The organism is Psychromonas hadalis ATCC BAA-638, assembly GCF_000420245.1.
Lineage (GTDB): Bacteria > Pseudomonadota > Gammaproteobacteria > Enterobacterales > Psychromonadaceae > Psychromonas > Psychromonas hadalis.
On the sequence record NZ_ATUO01000007.1, the window covers coordinates 1 to 18,162 of the forward strand.

General features: G+C 38.7%; 27 protein-coding genes and 1 pseudogene. 15 read left to right on the plus strand and 13 right to left on the minus strand.

Features of this window, described 5'->3' with window-relative positions; translation table 11 throughout:
• The 6 genes and pseudogenes from G322_RS25005 to G322_RS0101665 all read right to left on the minus strand — a co-directional run.
• Positions 1-129: transposase (locus G322_RS25005; RefSeq protein WP_483826387.1), on the minus strand; the 129-nt coding region annotated here is incomplete at its 3' end.
• A gap of 11 nt (positions 130-140) precedes the next feature.
• Entirely contained in the window at positions 141-461 is a 321-nt protein-coding gene (locus G322_RS0101645) for a hypothetical protein (RefSeq protein WP_022940070.1), read from the minus strand.
• 75 nt (positions 462-536) lie between these two features.
• Positions 537-740 (minus strand): hypothetical protein, encoded by a 204-nt coding sequence (locus G322_RS0101650; protein WP_022940071.1) that lies wholly within the window; start codon positions 738-740, stop codon positions 537-539.
• Positions 741-952: 212 nt separating this feature from the next.
• Positions 953-1,444, minus strand: a complete 492-nt coding sequence (locus G322_RS0101655; RefSeq protein ID WP_022940072.1) for a vWA domain-containing protein — start codon at positions 1,442-1,444, stop codon at positions 953-955.
• 490 nt (positions 1,445-1,934) lie between these two features.
• Positions 1,935-3,190, minus strand: a pseudogene (locus G322_RS21605) (integrase domain-containing protein).
• Positions 3,191-3,486: 296 nt separating this feature from the next.
• The gene (locus G322_RS0101665; protein WP_022940073.1) at positions 3,487-4,470 is read right to left on the minus strand and encodes a phage integrase; all 984 of its coding nucleotides are present in this window, start codon (positions 4,468-4,470) and stop codon (positions 3,487-3,489) included.
• 181 nt (positions 4,471-4,651) lie between these two features.
• Between G322_RS0101665 and G322_RS23645 the strand changes: the two genes are divergently transcribed.
• On the plus strand, positions 4,652-4,825 hold the full coding sequence (locus G322_RS23645; RefSeq protein ID WP_022940074.1) for a hypothetical protein: 174 nt from the start codon (positions 4,652-4,654) through the stop codon (positions 4,823-4,825).
• 385 nt (positions 4,826-5,210) lie between these two features.
• Positions 5,211-5,378, plus strand: a complete 168-nt coding sequence (locus G322_RS23195; protein ID WP_022940076.1) for a hypothetical protein — start codon at positions 5,211-5,213, stop codon at positions 5,376-5,378.
• 205 nt (positions 5,379-5,583) lie between these two features.
• Here the strand turns inward: G322_RS23195 and G322_RS0101690 are convergent, their stop codons facing one another.
• From G322_RS0101690 to G322_RS0101720, 7 genes are read right to left on the minus strand one after another with little or no spacing between them, the layout of a single operon-like run.
• The gene (locus tag G322_RS0101690; protein WP_022940077.1) at positions 5,584-5,937 is read right to left on the minus strand and encodes a hypothetical protein; all 354 of its coding nucleotides are present in this window, start codon (positions 5,935-5,937) and stop codon (positions 5,584-5,586) included.
• Positions 5,937-6,182, minus strand: coding sequence for a hypothetical protein (locus G322_RS0101695; protein ID WP_022940078.1), 246 nt, complete (start codon positions 6,180-6,182; stop codon positions 5,937-5,939). Before G322_RS0101695 ends, G322_RS0101690 begins: the two co-directional genes overlap by 1 nt.
• Position 6,183: 1 nt before the next feature.
• Positions 6,184-7,083, minus strand: a complete 900-nt coding sequence (locus G322_RS19690; protein ID WP_022940079.1) for an LAPAL motif-containing putative phage structural protein — start codon at positions 7,081-7,083, stop codon at positions 6,184-6,186.
• Positions 7,084-7,105: 22 nt separating this feature from the next.
• Positions 7,106-7,555 carry a hypothetical protein gene (locus G322_RS0101705; RefSeq protein WP_022940080.1) on the minus strand — a complete coding sequence of 150 codons (450 nt, stop codon included), beginning with the start codon at positions 7,553-7,555 and terminating at the stop codon, positions 7,106-7,108.
• A gap of 56 nt (positions 7,556-7,611) precedes the next feature.
• Positions 7,612-7,734, minus strand: a complete 123-nt coding sequence (locus G322_RS24475) for a hypothetical protein (RefSeq protein ID WP_022940081.1) — start codon at positions 7,732-7,734, stop codon at positions 7,612-7,614.
• Positions 7,731-8,462: an endonuclease gene (locus tag G322_RS0101715; RefSeq protein WP_022940082.1), complete on the minus strand. Its 732-nt coding sequence runs from the start codon at positions 8,460-8,462 to the stop codon at positions 7,731-7,733. Before G322_RS0101715 ends, G322_RS24475 begins: the two co-directional genes overlap by 4 nt.
• Before the next feature lies 1 nt (position 8,463).
• Positions 8,464-9,105 (minus strand): LexA family protein, encoded by a 642-nt coding sequence (locus G322_RS0101720; RefSeq protein WP_022940083.1) that lies wholly within the window; start codon positions 9,103-9,105, stop codon positions 8,464-8,466.
• Between the two features lie 124 nt (positions 9,106-9,229).
• Between G322_RS0101720 and G322_RS0101725 the strand changes: the two genes are divergently transcribed.
• The 13 genes from G322_RS0101725 (at position 9,230) to G322_RS0101790 (ending at position 18,063) form a co-directional block, all read left to right on the plus strand.
• On the plus strand, positions 9,230-9,436 hold the full coding sequence (locus G322_RS0101725) for a Cro/CI family transcriptional regulator (protein ID WP_022940084.1): 207 nt from the start codon (positions 9,230-9,232) through the stop codon (positions 9,434-9,436).
• Positions 9,437-9,438: 2 nt separating this feature from the next.
• A complete protein-coding gene (locus G322_RS0101730; protein ID WP_022940085.1) occupies positions 9,439-9,648 on the plus strand; it encodes a hypothetical protein in 210 nt (69 codons plus the stop codon).
• Between the two features lie 93 nt (positions 9,649-9,741).
• Positions 9,742-10,272, plus strand: coding sequence for a phage regulatory CII family protein (locus G322_RS0101735; RefSeq protein WP_022940086.1), 531 nt, complete (start codon positions 9,742-9,744; stop codon positions 10,270-10,272).
• Between the two features lie 164 nt (positions 10,273-10,436).
• Positions 10,437-10,583 carry a hypothetical protein gene (locus G322_RS23650; RefSeq protein WP_022940088.1) on the plus strand — a complete coding sequence of 49 codons (147 nt, stop codon included), beginning with the start codon at positions 10,437-10,439 and terminating at the stop codon, positions 10,581-10,583.
• A gap of 65 nt (positions 10,584-10,648) precedes the next feature.
• A complete protein-coding gene (locus G322_RS23655; protein WP_022940089.1) occupies positions 10,649-10,804 on the plus strand; it encodes a hypothetical protein in 156 nt (51 codons plus the stop codon).
• 2 nt (positions 10,805-10,806) lie between these two features.
• Complete coding sequence (locus G322_RS0101755; RefSeq protein WP_022940090.1) at positions 10,807-11,193, plus strand: hypothetical protein; 387 nt, start codon at positions 10,807-10,809, stop codon at positions 11,191-11,193.
• Positions 11,190-11,492 carry a hypothetical protein gene (locus tag G322_RS0101760; protein WP_022940091.1) on the plus strand — a complete coding sequence of 101 codons (303 nt, stop codon included), beginning with the start codon at positions 11,190-11,192 and terminating at the stop codon, positions 11,490-11,492. Before G322_RS0101755 ends, G322_RS0101760 begins: the two co-directional genes overlap by 4 nt.
• The gene (locus G322_RS0101765) at positions 11,492-12,022 is read left to right on the plus strand and encodes a DNA methyltransferase (RefSeq protein ID WP_022940092.1); all 531 of its coding nucleotides are present in this window, start codon (positions 11,492-11,494) and stop codon (positions 12,020-12,022) included. Before G322_RS0101760 ends, G322_RS0101765 begins: the two co-directional genes overlap by 1 nt.
• 1 nt (position 12,023) lies before the next feature.
• Positions 12,024-12,524, plus strand: coding sequence for a hypothetical protein (locus G322_RS0101770; RefSeq protein ID WP_033421963.1), 501 nt, complete (start codon positions 12,024-12,026; stop codon positions 12,522-12,524).
• A gap of 11 nt (positions 12,525-12,535) precedes the next feature.
• Positions 12,536-15,010 carry a replication endonuclease gene (locus G322_RS19695; protein WP_169337455.1) on the plus strand — a complete coding sequence of 825 codons (2,475 nt, stop codon included), beginning with the start codon at positions 12,536-12,538 and terminating at the stop codon, positions 15,008-15,010.
• Complete coding sequence (locus G322_RS0101780; RefSeq protein WP_022940095.1) at positions 15,007-15,234, plus strand: hypothetical protein; 228 nt, start codon at positions 15,007-15,009, stop codon at positions 15,232-15,234. The genes G322_RS19695 and G322_RS0101780 overlap by 4 nt, the downstream gene beginning before the upstream one ends.
• A 376-nt stretch (positions 15,235-15,610) precedes the next feature.
• Positions 15,611-16,159 carry a BRO-N domain-containing protein gene (locus tag G322_RS22110; protein ID WP_022940097.1) on the plus strand — a complete coding sequence of 183 codons (549 nt, stop codon included), beginning with the start codon at positions 15,611-15,613 and terminating at the stop codon, positions 16,157-16,159.
• 104 nt (positions 16,160-16,263) lie between these two features.
• Positions 16,264-18,063 (plus strand): ATP-dependent nuclease, encoded by a 1,800-nt coding sequence (locus tag G322_RS0101790; RefSeq protein WP_022940098.1) that lies wholly within the window; start codon positions 16,264-16,266, stop codon positions 18,061-18,063.
• The last annotated feature ends 99 nt before the right edge of the window (positions 18,064-18,162 follow it).

An 18,162-nucleotide genomic window follows, 5' to 3' on the forward strand; every position in this document is an offset into this window, starting at 1 on the left:
CCATGTACAAAGTGTTGATACACCAACACCTAAAGACGCTGCAATTTCTGTCAATGTAGTATTATCATTTCGATTAAGCGCCTTTTCTACTGCTTGTATTTTAAATGATGTTGAATAACTTCTCTTCATTATTATTACCTCTAATTAAATTTAGAGGCGACAACTATCCTGACACAGGGGGCAGTGCATAGTTCACACCCTCGACCCCGACCGGTGCATTTAGGACAACGAGTTGCATTTTTCGCTATCTCCTGTGCATATTTATCTAATTTATCTTTCTCACTCTGAAGAATATAATTTAACTGTTCAATTCTGTAACTATCTTCATACAATTCATCTAACTGATTTTGGATCTTAAGTTGCTCTTGCTTACTTCGCGTTGCTTCTGTTCCAAATCGTTTATATAACGATTTTATTTTTTTGTGTTGGGTAACTAAAGGTTTATTTAAAAGAATTTTCATAATAATGATGGCAACTACATCATCGTGAATAAAGCCTGCAGACTGGCATTGAATTTTTATCAGATTAAGTAATTTTTATTTACTGCAAGCATCATTATTGAGGTACATAGATTTGATTATTAACATACCCAGATCATGCTCGGTATTTGTTAAATCAAGCGTAGCAAAAAGCTCTTCTCGAGCTAAAGTATCATGATAATAACTGCCATGGCCAAAACTATTAATACCTGATGATTTCGCTTCGTAGCATTTAATATATAGCTCAACTGCTTTATTCATATCCAACCTTTTTACTTAATTTTATATTTCAGGTGCCTTGAGGCTAACAATCCCATTTTCTGCAACTATGATCTTGGTAAAACTGTCACAAAACCATGCAAAGAGCTTATCAATTTGATTAACATTTATAACTAAAGGCGCTATAGATGAGAATTTAGCCAGATCTTCATGCTCTTTACCAATATTTATAATAAAGACAATTAATTGCTTATCTAAACTATAGCGATGTAATTTTTTGCTGTTTCTTCACCATAATCATCGCCCAAACCATCTGTAACTAATATCAGCCAGGGACGTTTTACTTTTATATCGTTATTTTTTAGCTTGTGCTCGCGAGTGAGTAGCATATTAAACGCAACTTCCAACCCTTGCACCATTGCTAAATCTTTACCATAGGCTCCCAATAAAGGGATGGAATGAATATCTTGAACTGGTTTGAGGGAAGTAACCACTCGGCAATAATCCGCAGTCTGAATTAATGCCAATTCAAGGTTTTGTTTTGTTTCAATGTGTTCTTTAAGATTTAAAATGAACGTTTCAATGGCATCGTTAATTGCTTTTATTGATTGCCCTTGTGCTTCTTTATTTACTGCCACTACAATAGCGACAGGCAATATTCTATCCTGCGATAAGCGTTGTTTGGCTTGCGCTTGAGAATTTAATTCATTCACTATTTCGAAGCCCTGTAAAATAGATTTATTCACGGAAACGTCCTGTTAAATAAGTAAGTTGTTGATGATTATGTCGTGACTGTAAAATATATAAAGGATGTAATGCTCAAATTAAGTGTCTGAGAAATAATAATTGTGTGAAAGGTGCAATTGTTACTTCAAGCTATGAATGCGGTCATTTTATTACTGATAAGGGGATGGGCGGTATAGGTTAGCCATTATTGCAATATGACCTATACCAGTAATCCAAAAATATTTATAAACTAAGTGATAGCAAGGGCTGTAGCTATTTAAATAACTATTACTCTATTTATTATTATTTATATAAATAGTTGGTAAATAGGGCTGTAGCGCCTGTGGTTAAAGGGTTCGACCTGATTTGGTGCTGGTATAGGTCTGAAATAGACCTATACCAGCTGTAGCCCATGCTATTAAAGGGCTGCAGCATGGGTGGTAGTGCTGTCGATGGTTAGCTGTTTTGATAACCGCGAAATAGTAATGATTAACCCGCTTTAAATATGCATTAACTGTTTACTACTTTGAGTTCTTGAGTGCCTGTTAAGCTCATATTGCCTATCGATGCTTGCTCGATATGATCACTCCACCAACTCATCACTTTTTGTCGTCTTTCAATATATTCACTGCGGTTATATGCTTTTCTCGCTTCATTAGCATCAATATGTGAGAGGCATGATTCTATAACATCACCATCAAACCCTTGTTCATTTAATGTGGTACTCGCTAGCGCACGAAGACCATGCGCAACTAATCGACCTTTAAACCCATTCTGCCTATGGCTACATTGGCTGTTGATTCATTGGCGTGTTTGCGTGGGTTACGATCCGCTGGAAATAAAAATTCACGGTGGCCACTGATAGGTTTGATAAATGCAAGTAATGCGATGGTTTGATCGGTTAATGGAATGCTATGGGCACGATTCATTTTCATGCGTTCGGCGGGAATATTTCAAATTCTTGCTTCAACGTCGATCTCTTCCCATCTTGCGCCGGCAGATTCATTGGGTCTGCATATGGTATGTAACTGCCATTCAATTAAACAACGGGTAATTATTTTAATACTGGCGGTATTAAGGGCTGCCATTAATTCAGGTAACTCATTTGGTTTAAGGGTAGGCATGTGGTTTTTCTTCGGTACCTCAAATGCTTTGTTAATACCAGCAAGCGCGTTGCTACTAACAAGGCCTGTATTTACGGCAAAAACCATCACTTCATTAATCCGTTGGCATAATCGTCTTACTGTTTCTAGGCTACCTTTTGCACTAACAGGGCGGATCACATCAATAACTTTTGGTGCAGTTAATTTGTTTAATGGGATGTTTCCCAGCTTAGGGAATATATGCAGTTCAAGCGATCGCCATGTATCAATCGCATAGTTTTGACTTACTTTGGTCTTCTTTACTTCAAACCATTTTATAGCAGTATTTTGAAAGGTATTACTATTTGCTTCGTCTTCTAACTGCTCTTTTGAATCTTTTTCATGTTTAGGGTTTAAGCCTTTGGCTAGAAGCTCTCTTGCAGATGTTCTTAATTTTCTGGCTTCAGCTAAAGATATTGCCGGATAGAGACCAAAACTCATCGAGGTCATTTTTTTAGTGTAGGGGCACTTGAAGTTTAAGATCCAACTTTTAGTGCCGTTGGACGCTATTTTTATTTGTAAGCCATCACCATCAGAAAGCTTCTTGGCGATTAACTTACCATCTTTCAAAGTGGGCTTTGCTTGTTTAACTTCTGTATTGGTTAGGGGAGTAGTTCTAGCCATTATCTAGTACCGCCTTTTACTTAACTGATGTGGTACTAGATATAGTACTAGTTAAAATGCTGGATGTCAGCAATGCCCCTCGTACCCTACAGACATAAAAAAACCCGCAAAGTGAGTGGTAATCAGCTTTGCGGGTCTTAGTCGGTCCTTAACAGACCTATAGGTGGTGGAGATGGGGGGAGTCGAACCCTGCCACACCCCTTTAAATCAGTCACTTATCAGTACCTATGCAGGCTTGCAACGTCACCAAGTGCCATGTAACGCCATGTGATGCCACTAATGTGGACACAATATGGTCATTTATCCACGTCTGATAGCGGATTTAATCTAATCGCATCTTCTAAATGTGCAGGTGAAAAATGGGCGTATTTCATGGTGTCTGTAATGCTTGCATGACCGAGTATTTGTTGTAACACCAATATATTTCCCCCGTTCATCATAAAGTGACTCGCAAATGTATGCCTTAAAACGTGTGTTGACTGCCCTTTAGGGAGTCGAACCCCCGTCCGATTTACTGCCATTTTGAATGACTTAATACAGTTGCTAAATAGTCGGCCACTGTTTTGTGGTAATTCGTTATACAGCGATTCGCTGATGGGTACGGCTCTGCGTTTGTTACCCTTGGTATGAATAAAGGTAATGCGATAGGGCGATAATTGCGATCCCGTTAATGATTCAGCTTCACCCCAACGGCAACCCGTAGAGATACAAATCTTAGAGATAAGGTAAGCATCAAAGTTACGGCCTTTCTTTAATTCATCAAAAACTAAGGTGATCTCATCTGGTTTCAGAAAGCCCATCTCAGGCTGTTTATATTTTAATGCACGTAGTTCAGAGAGGGGGTTGCCATGTGTCCACTCGCCTAATCGCTTTAGTTCGTTAAAAAGAGCATTTAAGTAAGTCTGGTCATTGTTGGCAGTTTTGATAGAAACATCTTGAATACGCAGTTGTCGATATTTTGAAAAGTCGCTGGCGCTGATATTTTTAGCGATTGGATTACGCATCATTAATGACAGTGCTAATAGTTTGTTTTTACGTTTCTTACCATCGCTGAGTGCTTGGCCGTGCAAACTAAACCACAATTCAATCAGTTCATCTAATCGGCGGTTATCAACTTTCTCAGGTTGCCATGCCTTATCTTCCGATTTGGCTAATGTATATTGTACAAAACGTTTCGCTTCACCTTGAGTATCAAAACGCTTACGAACACGTGCGCCTTTCGTACCAGTAGGGCGAAAATCGACAAGATATGTTCCATTAGATTGTTTTTTTACTGACACTTGGCAAACACTCAAAAAGGGTTAATGGCGCTTTATGGTATCACATGGCACTTAATGACGTTATATAATCAAAGAGTGATTGCCTTTTGTGTTTAGGTTTCCTAAAATGGTCATATAAATATTTAAATATTTACTTATTTATAAAACACTTAAAATTTATTTGCGTTCAAAGGAGAAGGTAATGCAAAAAGTTAAATATACCTTACAAGCTAGCGTTGGTGGAGCAGGTCTTGGTCTTGCTATTTTAGGTGGATTATCATTTCTACCAGCCGTAAGTTTTTCTGAGGGTTTCGTTTTTGCTACAGCTGCAATTACATCACTGGGATTGGCTGTTTACACCCTTATCAAAGCGTAATGCTTTCGTTTCTATTTGATCCCCGAACAACAGAGCAACTGATTAAATTCTATTTTTCGTGGATTATTATCCTGTTTTTACTCCACATGTTATTCGACAAATTCAGTGAACATACCTCTGATCATAATTGGAAAAAGTTAAAAGACAAAATTAGCGAGTTATATACATCTGCATCAGTCGCTAGTTCTTTGTTGCTTGGCCTTATGATTTTACATGGATTTAAGAGTCACCCATTATTTGGAAATGACATCATCCTTATCCCGTTAATTTTAAGTGCACTTACGGGGATTATTGTTGGAATTGATTCCCTCATTCCCAAAGCGAAAAAATAGCCCACAACTTAGTGGGCTTTTTATTACCTTAAAACAATCAACAGGCATACATTATGCGAAAGGTATTCTACGGGCTTATTTTAATTACATCGTTAGTAACGGTAGGGTTGCAGTATGCCTACATACAAAAACTAGAAGGTGATGTTGCTTACCTTAAGGTATTGTATGAAAAGATTGAAAAGGAATTTAATGAGCTTAATTTACTTGGAAAAGATGTTTAATTAATTTGTAGGTAAAAAAGCATGGGTGTCCTGCCTTTTTTGTTGTTTGATAACGTTGAAAAAGAGTTTAATGAGCTTAAACTCCTTGGTAAAGAAACATAAGTCTACTCGTTAGACTTATATCCTTTGATCTGAATTATTCAATCTCAGCTTTCAGAGTATTCAGATATAAGCTATGGATGTCCTGCCTTTTTTACTGCCTTTTTTACTTATAAAGCTTAGATTTTGCGATTATTGCATCATCTAATTGAGCTTCTAATTTCGTTGTATCTAAACCATTACCTTTATGTTCTTCGATTTGTTGCCTTAAAAAAGAAATCGCTCTATCGACTTTATTGTTGACCGTTTTTTCTGCAATTGTTTCTCCATTAAAGTGTAGGAAAATCCAATAGCAAATAGTGACAGTACCACTTGCTATAATGGGAGACATTGCTGATAGAGCTTTTATTGAGTCAGCATCGAGTCCCATGAGGTTATATTGACACAGGCAGACTAAGATTGTTGAAACACCAGCTGCGGCACCTACTAACCCTTTATTATTTTCAGTTTTATTTGCCATCAGGAAATAATTCTCCCGTTGGAAGCAAGAATTGTATCAATCAGCTCTTTATTATTTTCAATATTCACTTTTTTAGTGACGGTTTTTCCTGAGGCTAGCTTAATTTCAAAGGTAATTGTTTTTGGTGGGAAAAATCTAACGACAAAAGCTTCCCCTAGCGCTGTAAATAAACGCCATATAAAAGGGAGTGTTAGAAGTATTCCTAGCAGAAGGAATAAATCTAAATATGCTTTTTCGTCTGTCATTTTATTCCTGAGATTGAGATTGCGTTACATTTCTTGTTACTTGGAGTATATACCTTTTATATGTCGTTTTTGATCCATGAAGCACTTTTTTTACTGTTCTTAATTTTACTGAGTATAAGTCAGATTTTGCGAATTGTAGCTGATTTTCATTAATCTTATTAATGAAAACGTTATCTTGCATTATGATTGGAACGATAGAGTTAGAAGAGTCTTGTAATTCAACTTTCCAGCCTGCATGTCCATCAAAGTTAATATTCGTAAACCGCACGGTTGTTTGGTCTTCAGTATCAAATACTTGATCAACAACATTAGAGCTAAGCGATTTGAAGTATTGAGTTTCATCATTTATAAATTTAAGGACTTCGTTGTCTTGCTCATCTTTAATGATGAATTTTGGATTAGTGGCCCCATCTAACGGCGCACTAATTACTTTATCAAGACTGTCTCGAAAAACTTTATTAACAATAAGGTCAGCGATATGGTGAGGAAGTTCCATCTTTGAATCATCATCTAAGTGAACGGTTGATATTCCACCGTCACCTTTTTCAATAAGCTTTACTTTTCTGGATTTGACTGCTTTTATTGCTCCAAATACCGTCGCGACTCCTGCTGCTACAGGGATAAGCCCTAGCGCAGAAAGTGGGTTGATACCCGTAGCGCTCAAGTAGGTAATAAATTCAACAACAAATGAACCTTCAGAATTGGCTTTAACTTCAACTTTCAAGTCAGCATCTTTGGCATTTATGTATGCATCAGCATCTTTGATCACGTTAGCCATATTACTAATTGCATTACCAAGCGTTAATGCATCAATCGTGTGATCACTTGTTTCATCTGTATCATAAGAAATTTTAAAAATGCGCTTGTTGTCATCTTGTGTTTGAGAAATTAAAGTTGTCATTATTGCCTCTAAAGTTAGTTAATTATTTACCCAAACTGTCAAACATTTCACCTGTAATTAATAGCTTTTGATTATCTAGCCTAAAGTATGACTTAGAGTCTTTTGTATTAATTAATTTTATAGAAACTTCAAGTGTTGCTGTCTTAGTATCTGCGGATAGAGTTGTAAAATATGCCGTTACTGTAGTGGAGTGTTTAGATGATTGGATGTAATAAACACCATCCCAATTACACTCGGTATTAAGCTTTTTATTGTTTTTGCTTTTAGACTTGGTTATCGTATTTGATGTTATAAGCTTATTGTTCAATGATATTGTGCAGTAGTTTTCATCACTTTCACCAAAGTAAATATCAGTCGTTGCTTGCCCGTTCAAGTTGCCATCAGTTACAAGCATTGTTTTTAATTCGCTAGATTGTACAAAAGATGAATACAAGGCAATTACTGGTGCGAAAATTAAGAAAAACTTTTTCATTAGTGGATCCTAAATAAAATTTCTACAGAGACTTCAAGCTAACTTCCCTTTGAAAATCACATTCTCTGGCCTGACCAAACTACTTCGCCGATGATTTGAAAATCTTCGGTTTTTAGTTCGGTGCGGGTGAGTTCCCATACGGGGTAGCTGGCAACATTTAAACCGTGTTTACTATTCATTGTGAGCACCTGTTATCAACAACCCTGTTTTTATTGCCCTGTAATTTAGCTATTCTTTTAGCTCGCTTACATTCCCATTTGCTTACTGGGTACATTTTATCCCACGCGTTCATTAGCTGTTTTTGCTGTTTGCTCATGCTGTACCGGTTATATGTTTCATCCATATAAAGATAAGTTCGAGCGATGCGACCTCTAGCTGAAACAGGAGGCTCTGCCTTTCGGTTGGCTATTTTCATTTCGCATGAGCCAAAGCTACTTTTTCCGCTAGGTAGCATTGTGAAATTGTAATTGCTTCTTAATGCGTTCACTGCGCCAATAGCGGGGTAAAGATTAAACATATCGGCTTGCATATAACGATATTCTTTATTTACCTTTTCAGCACAACGGCGACCCTTAAATGACTTCCCTTTACTATTTACACACTTCGCATCACCCTCACGCCACTCTTTGAATGTTCTACCAAAGTTTTCTGCAGGGACAACATGCTCCCATTCAACTTTTTTGGCGCGTTTAACATATTTAGTAGTAGCAAAACCATCAGGGGGAGAGATCTTCTTTTTAGAGTCAAAAGTTGCGTCACAGTACAGTGTAACTCTGTGATCATGGTAAACCTGTTTTTCTAAATTTTTTTTGGCGCGACTAAATGAATCATTTGTTTGATTCGACGCAAAGGCTAAACAGGTAAAAAAGAGTAGAAAAAAGGAGGTAAATAAATTCTTCATTGTCATATTAAAACAATCTCATCGCAGAAATAACCACACCGACGATGGTGCAGTTTCCGTTGATGGGGGTGATTGGGGTTGGCCAGTTGGGGTTGGCTGCTTGTAAAAACTTCTGACCATCTTCAACAATGAGCTGTTTAAAGGTGGCTTGGTTTTCATCTTCTAAACGAGCGACGATATATTTTCCGTCTGTGGCTTGTACTTCGGGGTCTACAAAAATCAATTCTCCCTCTGTGAATACGGGGTTCATGCTTTTGCCTACCACTTTGAGGATAAAGGTGCTTTTTGAGCATTTGACGGGGCAGGGGTAATAATCGGCTTCATGTATTGATGTTAGTGAAATATCTGACCAGTCGCCTGCTTGTACCCATGAAATTAACGGGAACGCACCTTGTGGTTTGAGGTAAACGGGTTCGACATTGTTATCCCATGCAACAGGCAAGGGTGAGCCTTGACCGTGTAAAAGCCAATCTGGATCACAATCTAGTGTTTTAGCTAATGCAATTAAACTCTCGCCTCTTGGGCGATTAACCGATTGCTCCCATTGGCTTATAGACACTCTAGATACTCCCGAAGCCTTTCCTAATTGGGCTTGGGTGAATCTGTTTTCTTTCCTGAGTTTTAAAATTCTATCGCCTAGCGTTTCCATGTCAGCAATCTTACATTGAATTAGTGAAAGCTACCTTACTTTTTTCATGTAAGTATATTGACAATGTAAGAGTTGAATTGTAATCTTACATTTAAGTAATGTTACTTACGTTTTGGTAAAGGCTATGAAAAAACAAGATGCAATTAAATATTTTGGTGGTGTGGGCAAAGTTGCCTCTGAGTTGGGTATTGCTCACAACGCTGTTTCCCAATGGGGCGAAGAAGTGCCAATCCGTCGCGCGTTTGAATTAGAGCGCATCACTAACGGTGCGTTAAAAGCGGACTTCACCGCACCTGTGCCTAAAAAACTTTCCGCTACGGCTAAGGGGTAGTTATGCACATGACCTTATCACTCGACGTTCCCATGCTCAGCATTGCTGAATATGCAAAACGCACGGGCATTAGCGTTGATTCGGTAAAAAAGCAGTGTGTCAAAGGGCAGTTGCCTTTTATTCAAACCGAACTCCGTGGCACACGTTATATCAACATGGTGCAACTCACACAGCGCTGTGCAGAAGCCAATGCTGATAAGGCTTGGAATTAACCATAAATAGCAACCCATTTTACAGTCGGTGTCAGCCAATGATGTAAAACAGGAAAACTATTACTTATCTTTTCAACATGTTGAGTATGACCAATGGAATGTCTTAATGAAACGGGCGGTTTTCGTGAGAACGCCCAACAAAAATACGATGACGCATGCAATGCGTTTTCAGCTTCACAAAATCTCGCACAAGTGGAACGTTTCACTGGTGTTAAAAAACTGAAAGACAAGTTAAACCCTAGCCAGAGCCACAAGCTTTCCGCCTTTGAATTGAAACTTATCACTAAAGCATCGGGTGACTACACGATAATTCATAGCATGTTGTTATCGCTCGATATGGTCGCGGTCAATGTTAACCGTGATGGCGATAAAATGACGTTAGTTCATCGCGCCTTAACCCACAGTAAAAACGCAGGCGACCTTGCCTCGCTCACCTTAGAAAACGGCGGTGAAATTCGTTTACCTCGCCGTAAAGCAAGGCAACTTTTAGACACAGTGAACGCAGGTATTGCCAACCTTGTTTTATTAGCCAACGACCTCGAAAACCGCACCAGTGGGGTGACTCCGTTCTTATCAATGGGCGTTGATTTTGTTGTTCAGAATGGTGGAGCGGGATTGATGTGATGAATAGTGAAAAATTCAAAGTTGATTATGCAATAAACCTTTACCGAAAATTACGCTGGTCTGGCTTAAATATAAATGATGCTTACACAGAGATTCGTCGTCACTTTAACTAATTAGGAAACATTAATAATGACAATGAAAAAAATAGATAGAAAAAAGCTTATGTGAAAATTATTAACTTAATGATAGCTGGAGATAACAAAGGCGCATTTGATGCAATGAGAAATTTATGCGGTGAAGACTCTGGTTTATTTGTTTTGAGTAGTTACGAAGAGGTAAGAAAAGCATTTGAAGAGAATAAAGAGAAGTGAAAACAGTGTGATAACCAGAGCTCGAACTCTGATTATCACGTACATAAATTAATAAGGAATCAATTATGTCCAAAGAGTATAGCACTGCTTTAAAACTAGGAGCAACCGCTCCGTTTGCATTAATTATGAAATTAACCAACAAGGAGCGTGGCGCGTTTGTCGATGCGGTATCCCCTACCTTGTTACCTGCACTTAAACGTGCGCTATTAAAAGGAGCTTAATAATGAATAAAACAGCCCAAAAAATGAAGTGCAACCGCCATCTATTACTCGTTGACCACGCTTTGCTCAGTGACAGTAGTGTTTTGCATCACGCCTTTAAACGTGATGAGGGTGCTCACTCTGTTTGTTCGATGGTGAGCGCGATAATGACATTAGCAATGTTAAGCAGTGATGTGTTGCATATCGAAGTTGCTTATTCCCCCCATTGTGCTGATTTAGACGTGAAAGTATTTAATGTCGACACTAATTATTTCGGCATTTATAAACCCCTTTTTCGCCGTTGCGTGCATTTAGACCAATCAACCAGTCTTGAATATTTAAAAGCGCTTGAAGATGAGCTGATTGAATTAGTTGGTAATGCCAAAGATAAATTAGTGGGGGCGGTATGAGTTATCACGCGGTCACCGCTGATGTGGCAAGCAGAAAGATTGCTGACATCCATGCCATCTTCGCTGAATGTAATGAAACCGTGGAAGGACGTTATCAACAGGAGTGGTCATCACTGCGCACGGTCGAACGTGAGGCATTTTGTAAAGTAGCTGGATTGAAAGTTCGCCATGTGAATATGTCATTACGTGAGATGGATATTAAAGAGCGTGAGCAATTGCTTATTGCCATCAAAAGCATGAGCCGTGTTTCTGCACTTTTTGCTGATGCCGATGTTGGACGCATTAAGGGGTTTAATTGATGAGTTCAACTAACGGAAAAACTATCCCTAAAGAGCTTTATCCAACCCCTGCTGTTGTGGTGGATGCGTTGATGAAGGTGATCACGTTTAGAGAGGGCGATAAATTTTTAGAACCTTGTTACGGAACGGGTGCAATCTTTAATAAAGTACCTTTGCCACGCATGACAAAAAGCCTTGCTGAATTGGCGTTTGGTATCGATTACTTAACGACTGAGTTTGAGCAGAAAGATGTGATCATCACTAATCCGCCTTTTTCACTCACTGAGCAGTTCCTTGAAAAAAGCCTTTCTGAATTAGCCCCTGATGGCACGTTAATTTACCTTCAACGCCTTAACTATTTAGGCTCTAAAAAGCGTGTGCCATTTTGGGCGCGCATTGGCTTTCCACATAAAACCCCTGTCATTGTTCCACGTCCTCGCTTTGTAGGTGGTGGCTCAGATAGCTGTGAATATGCGTGGTTTATTTGGGACTTTGGTAGTCGTGTTGCGCTACCACAAGGGTTGAGTCATTTGATTAGTGAGGGCAAATAATATGCAAAAGAATATTCATGAATTCACCCAAGTTATAAAAATTAAAGATAGATATTTTTGTAGATTTGGTAAGAAAAGTCGCGTCATGACCGCTCACAGCTTAACGGGTGCTACTACTTATCAAGAACACGAAGTGGTGGCTGTGTTTAAAAAACTGGTCGATTTGGGTAAGAAGCCTGTCGTTGTAACAATTGGTGAGGTTGATGATTCTTATCAATTTTATGGAAATGTTGAAGGGCTACATATTTTACTGTTGGAAAGTGACCTGAAGTTGATAGACAGTTTTTTATCTCAGGGTTTAACGCTTACAGATTGGCGTGAACATACCAAAGATTATTTAAAATATACTAAAGAAGTTGTATCACCGGCTGAAGAACAATCCGTGAACCCTTATCAGCACCAAGGGCTTATTCGTTCTGAAGTGTTTAAATTTCCGACCGATTTTAGCGTGATATTCAAGCTTCAACGACCGAATTGTTGGTGGGATGAGATCCCGTTTTGATGACTATGCAAATGGAACATGAAATCAAACGCACTCAAGCGGTTGATAGTAAATATCGTGAGCAACGAGATTACTTAAATGATCTGAATGATAAATTTAAGTATTACCGCGCAGAGCCCCAAAAGGCATTGCTGAATGAACAAGCTAACCAGCAATGGTTTATTGACAAAAAATGGGCTGTGACTGAATTAGTTGAAACGATGCCACGTGAATTGGCAACCTCAGTTTTTAAGCAGTATGTAAAGAAGTGGGAAAAATATGTACTTGCCAATGGCAGTGCGCGTAGTGCAAACATTTGGTTGCGTAAGCGTGTTGAGAAAACCCGTGTTGCCGTGAGCCGTTTTCCTGTACCGATTGATAACCTCTATTTTGAGTCTGGTCGAAAGGCGCAGGCTAATATTTGGTGTGATAAGTGCGTTCAGATTGTGACTGAGTGTGCTGAAAAGTCGATGAGCATTGCAGAAACAAAAGAGTTTGTGGTTGAAATTGCAAAGCAATGGGGCTTTGCTGTTAAAAAGTCTACTGAGCAGATTGAACGTCAATCACATGAGTGTGATGATGAATTTGAGCTACGTAAGGCAGATGAACTCGCATGGTTTGAGATGTTACGTTTACTAGATGAACAATGGTGGTTACGTAAGATAGATGTTGCGTTCCGACAGTATTATGAACATTGCCAGATTATCAATGGTCGTGTTCATCAAGGTTCTTCTCGCTATTTAAGCTGCCATGGTTTAACTGATTTCCGTGCGCGTAAAACTGCGTGTGAAATTGCGTTAAGCCAGATGCTGGTTGTGAACTCAGAAACGGGCGAAGAGATGGAGATGAGTGATGTTGTTAAAGCATCAATCGCTAATCCTGAGTTAAGACGTAATGAGTTAATGCTTCGCTTGCGTGGCTTTGAAAATATTGCTGATGAAAACGGTTTGATTGCTGGCTTTTATACGTTAACCGCTCCCTCTAAATTTCATGCTTACAACAAACGAAAAAATGGTAAAGGTGCGTATCTAAATAAAAATTATAAAGGTGCAAGCCCACGAACAACACAAACTTACTTGTGCGGTGTGTGGGCTAAGGCACGTGCAAAACTGAAACGATTAGATATTGAGATAATCGGCTTTCGTGTTTGCGAACCTCACCATGATGGAACCCCTCACTGGCATGCGCTATTTTTCTTTCATCCCGAAGATGAGCAGATTATCCGTTTTGTGCTTGCTGATTACTTTACCCAAGAAGACCGTTCTGAGTTAAATGTCAGTGATGATGAGTTTCAATTGTGGGGCAAGATAATTGGCGGTGATGATTCACAGGTTGATCTCTTTGATATCGAGAAAATCAGGGAGAGTGAAAACTTAATTAAAAATGTTGCTGAACGTATTAAAGCTCGTTTCCTCTATGAAAAAATTGATAAAGATAAGGGTTCTGCAACGGGCTACCTTGCCAAGTATATCGCTAAAAACATTGATGGCTTTAAGGTCGATGATGAAGAGGGGAAGCCTGCTAATAAATCCGCAGAGCTTGCTTGTGGTTGGTCGAGTACCTGGCGAATTAGGCAGTTTCAGCAGATAGGCGGTCCACCTGTTTCTGTTTGGCGTGAACTGCGCAGACTTGAGCAAGATAAAGAGGTGGCAGAAGCAAAGGCGAAAGCGAAAAAAGAGGGCGTGAAGTACGAACCTAAAATACGTTCGCTTATAGATATTCAATCTGAACATGATCCCGTTGAGATAGCACGTATTGCTGCCGATTTAGGCAATTGGTCAATGTATATCGAAGCAATGGGAGGGCTGTTTTGTAAGCGCGCAGGCTTCCCTGTGGGTGTTGTTTATAAGCAGGTTGAAAACGCTTATGGCGAATCAGTTAAGAAATTAAAGGCGGTGGGGTGTTCGTTTATCACCATGATTTCGAGAAGTGACGGCTGGTCGATAGTTAAGAAAAATGCAACGAAGGAGGGGTTTGACCCTAAAGCAAGCGCCAGCGCAGCACTTGGAGTTCTGTCACTAACTGTACGCGAACAGCAAATTATTAAGCAAGGTCGTCAATTAGGGGTATCAATTGATGGCCCTACCGCACGTATTTTAGATGCGGGTGGTAGCATTACCTTAAAAACTAGAGTGGTTAAAGGTGAAAAACGAGTTGAAAAGATGAAAATGGTGAAAACCTACCTTGATGTAGGTGGTGATCAGCTACAAATATGGGAAGAATCCGTTGATATTGATTCATTGCACCTTGAGTACATGATTAATGGTCAGCCAGATAAGAAAGGACGTGTTAATGATCTTCAAAAATTACGTGAGGCACTACGAGAGCGTAAGGGCAATATGCAGATTTTGTACCTTGATACTGGATGGCGTACAACCGTGATGGTAAAAAATAGTGTTGGAGCTGAAAGTGAGTTAACCACTGTGCAACGCTTAGAGGCTGTTCAGGCTTGGGCTGATGAAAATAAAGTTAGATTGATAAAAGCGAAACAGGGAGGGGTGTTTTGACAAATGATGATTTTAGTGAACATGTTAAAGGGTTAGATACTAACTCAGAAAAATATGATCAAGCAGAAAGAGAGTGGGTACAACGATTAAAGCGCACAGGTGTTACTCATGTTTCAAGTAAACCTTTTGGTGATCCTGAATTTCTTAAAAAGCATCGTGAGGATAATAAGTGGCGTGTTGAAGCTAAGTCTGCTCACAACACCTACGCCAACCGTAAAGGTTAATTGACAATGCGCCTAATTCGGGTTTATCCTAACAACGCACTTGCAAAATCAAGTGCCGGGATTAGTACACCGATAATTAACAGGCGCATAGTCGCCAGCGATAAATATTTTGAATGAAAACATCTTCAAAAATTTTAGTTGGTTTTTTTATGCGTGATGCACAGCTATACCTCCCTTTCGAGCGATTGACGAAAAGTGTCAATCCTCTATCGGGTAAATATTTTGAGCTTAAACTCAAAAATTTTTTATGGTGGGCTGGGCGAGGCGACTTCGGTCGGCCGTTCCTGTTACGGTAGTACTAACCTTGTTCAGTTCACCACCAGTTGCTTAGTACCGACTTGTGGTGATTATAAAAATCATTAACAGGAGGTCAATCATGACCAATCAATTATCGTTTCATAGCAAAACACTTACCCCAATTATTAAAGATGGCCAAACATGGCTAACCGCAAAGGACTTATCCTTAGCATTAGGTTACGCAACATCCGATGCAGTAACTAAAGTATTTAACCGTAATCAAGACGAATTTACAGCGGGTATGACCGAGACGCCCAATTTGGGCGTCTCGAGTAATTTGCGTTTGAATACTCGCATTTTTTCATTACGTGGTTGTCATCTTATCGCCATGTTCTCTCGAACAAAAGAAGCCAAAGCATTCCGCCATTGGGTATTGAACATCTTAGATAAAGAGATCCAACAACCCACACCTGAAAAGTTAGAAAATGAGTGTGTCAGTAAACACGGTTTTACCCGCGTACTGATGACATTCAAAAATGGCATGCTCACCGAAAGCACTCCCGTTCCTTTCACATCAGGCATCGTTTCATTTGAATCACCCGAAATACTCCAAGAAATGATCCGCGACACCATGCCTGGTTATGCGTTGGTTAACAAAGAAGAGCTAATTAAAGCGTTTGGTTTGTAATAGGGTGTAATAGTTATTAATTTCAAATTAACTAGACTCAATATTTATGATTATTAGACAGGATGATTCTGTCTAATAAGCTGTTAGATCACAAGGAGAGTTAAATGAAGCTTCATGAATTGGATATTGAAGGCTTTAGAAGAATTAAAAAAGCAAAAATTATCATGGGCGACGCGACATTTTTAATCGGTGCAAATAATGCTGGAAAAAGTTCTGCATTAAAGGCGATTGATTATCTTTTGTCAGATAAAAAACAACTTGACCAAAGAGATTTTTATTCTGAGATAGATGAGGAAACAGGAGAAACTAAAGTTGTGAATACCAAAGTGGTATTTGAGGCTGAATTTCGTAACCTACCTTTAAATTCGGAAGATTGGAGAGGCTTTAAAGGACGAATATTTCAATATGCTGAGCCTATTGAAGGAGATACTGGTCTAGCGATTTATTATCGGAAAACATTTGAAATAGGTAAAGATGTAATTGTTGAATTAAAAAGCCTGAAGCGCGAATTGAAAGATGAATTTAAAACTTGTAAAAATCCACAACAATTCATTGATGCTGGTTTAGATTCTGATCTCGTAGCGGAAATATTTTCCGGTTTAGATAAAAATATTTCTGCAAAAGACAAGATAAAACTTGAGGCGCTGGATGTCTGGAATATCCTTGCTGATGAAGAGTGGTTTGTAAATCCAGGTGGTATCCCTGGCAATGTACTCAGTAAACTACCTAGGTTTCTTTTGATACCTGCAGAATCGTCTTCTTATGAGATTAACGATATTAAAAATGGTGTTTTAGGTAAAACACTAAATGAACTGTTTGAAGATGTTAGATCTTCGTCCGTTCATTATAAAGAAGCTCAAATCCATTTGGATAAACTCGCGAAAGAACTTGATCCCAGCGATAAAGACTCTGAATTCGGAAAAATGATGAGTTCTTTAAATTCAGTATTGTCGAGTGTATTTCCTGACTCAAAAATACACGCTACAGCTGATTTAAGCGATCCCAATAAAGTACTTAAACCTTCATTTCAGATAGAAATGTCAAGTAACATAAGGACAACTGTTGAGTATCAAGGAACAGGAATGATTCGAGCAGCTGTTTTTGGACTGTTAAGATTTCGACAACAATGGCTAAACAAAAAGTCTGATAATGAGCAAAGAAGCTTAATTATTGGTTTTGAAGAACCGGAAATATATCTTCATCCAAGTGCTGCAAATCAATTGAGAGACACGATCTATGACCTGTCCGCTGATAATTCTCAAATTATAGCAACGACGCATTCTCCATATTTAATAGATATTTCACGTAAGCCTAAACAAGTGTTAAATCGGTTTCATTTTGATAACAAACATACAACAGTTTATCCGTTTTCAGTTTCGGAGGAATATAAAAAATTAGAAGGAGATGATAAGCAGCATGTAAAAATGTTGTTGAAATTAGATGATTATGTTTCAAGAGTGTTTTTTACTAAAAAGGTAATTATCGTTGAAGGTGATACTGAAGATATTGTTTTGCGTGAAGCTATTAGTCGCTTGCCTGAGGATATTAAGCGTAAAATTATGTCTAACTGTGAAGTAATTAAAGCTAGAGGTAAGGCATCTATTATTGGGTTAGTTAAATACTTGAACGCTTTAAATGTTAACTGTTTCGTCATACATGATCGTGACCAAGGTTGTGCCAATGCCGTAAAGTATAACCAACCTATTGTAGATGCAGTAGGCGACCCTGACAAAGTTATTATGCTCGAAGAATGTATGGAGGACATTTTGGGATATACGGCTCCATCTTCAGAAAAGCCATTTAAAGCATTTAAAAACACGCAAACGTGGGGGGAAACTTGGGATGATGTGCCAGAAAAATTAAGAACAGTACTTACTAAAGCCTTTTCTGAGTATATAAACTAGTTGTTATCTAACAAGAAAGGTAGGAAATCCAAAAAATAAACAGCCCACAAAACGTGGGCTTTTTTAATGGGGTTAAATAATCACAACAACGAAAGCTGA